The following is a 1,308-nucleotide window of genomic DNA, read 5'->3' on the forward strand; positions in this document are numbered from 1 at the left end:
CGGCGCGCGGCGGCTCGGGCGGCGGCTGCCAGCGGGCGATCTCGATGAACAGCGCCAGGTCGCGCTCGCGCACATTGGCTTCCATGAAGCTGCGGAAGGGCGCGATGGCGCGCTCGGCCGCCATCTCCTCGGTGATGGTGCCGTCGATCAGCGGCCGCGCCGCGTCGTTCCAGGCCCGCTCCAGCACCGGCGCCATGACGAAGGCCGCGAGGAACAGGCTGAGGCTGACGATCACCGAGTTGGGCGGCGATTGCTGCAGGCCGAGCGCGGTGCGCAGCATCGACAGCACCACCACGATGCGGGTGAAGGCGGTGGCCACCACCAGGATGCCCGGCGCCAGCGCCAGCAGGGTGGTGGCGACGATCAGCCCGACGATGTTGGTGGTCAGGCTCTGCGCGCCGCTGGCGACGGCCTGGCCGCCCTGCGGCCCGAGGCTCAGCGTCACGCTCTGGCCGAGCGCCGGCAGCGCCAGCAGCAGCAGCGGCAGCGCCAGGCCGCCGGCCACCGCCACGGCCAGGGCGGTGCGGCGCAGGCTGCCCGGCGGCGGGCGGAGGGAGAGGGGGAGCGGCATTCTGCGCGCGTCCTGGCCCGGGCGGGCTCAGCTGGAGGAGGAGACGATCTCGGTGATCGAGATCGACAGCCGCCCGTCATCGGTGATCTGGATCTCGCCGCGCGCGATCAGCCGCTCATTGGCCATCAGGTCGATCGGCTCGCCGACCTTCTTGTCGAACTCGATGACCGAGCCGCGGCTGAGGTTGAACAGCGCCGCCATCGGCAGCCGCTTGTTGCCCAGCACCACCTGGACATTCACCGGAATGTCCATGATGCGCGGCTTGCGCTCGGCCAGGAAGGGGTTCTCGGTGGGCGCGCTCTCGCTCACGGCGTCGTCTCCTGTGGCATGGCATCGGCGGCGCCGAGCGTGGTCAGCACACGCTGCAGCAGGGCCGCCGGGTCGTAGATCAGGCCGCCATCGGCCCAGCCGGCCTCGGCCTGGCCTTCCGGCAGGCCAGGGTCGGGCAGCAGCCGCACCCGCTCGGGCTGGCCGCCGCCGGGAAAGCCATCCGCCTGCATGGCGGCCAGCGTCGCCGGATGGGCGCGCAGGGTGATGCGGTCGGCCGCGCGCTCGGTCAGCGCCTCGGCCAGCAGCGCCGCCACCTCGCCGCCGGCGGCGCGCGCCAGCAGCGTCGGGAACAGCGCCTCCAGCGCGGCGACCAGCGCGGCGCGCAGATCGGCATCCAGCATCCGGCGATCCTCGGCGCGGCTGGCCAGCAGCCGCTCCAGCGCGGTGGCCGCCAGCGCGGCCCCCTG

2 protein-coding genes and 1 pseudogene are annotated in these 1,308 nt (G+C 73.9%); all 3 read right to left on the bottom strand.

From position 1 onward, the window contains the following. Nucleotides 1-571 (bottom strand): annotated as a pseudogene (locus HMPREF0731_RS19775) (hypothetical protein); the annotation flags it as partial. A gap of 27 nt (nt 572-598) precedes the next feature. Beyond that, nucleotides 599-880 carry a FliM/FliN family flagellar motor switch protein gene (locus tag HMPREF0731_RS19780; RefSeq protein ID WP_007005989.1) on the bottom strand — a complete coding sequence of 94 codons (282 nt, stop codon included), beginning with the start codon at nt 878-880 and terminating at the stop codon, nt 599-601. Continuing rightward, nucleotides 877-1,308 (bottom strand): FliH/SctL family protein (locus HMPREF0731_RS19785; RefSeq protein ID WP_007005990.1); only part of this gene is annotated, 432 nt, incomplete at its 5' end. The genes HMPREF0731_RS19785 and HMPREF0731_RS19780, both read right to left, overlap by 4 nt.

The sequence above is a fragment of the Pseudoroseomonas cervicalis ATCC 49957 genome (assembly GCF_000164635.1).
GTDB lineage: Bacteria > Pseudomonadota > Alphaproteobacteria > Acetobacterales > Acetobacteraceae > Pseudoroseomonas > Pseudoroseomonas cervicalis.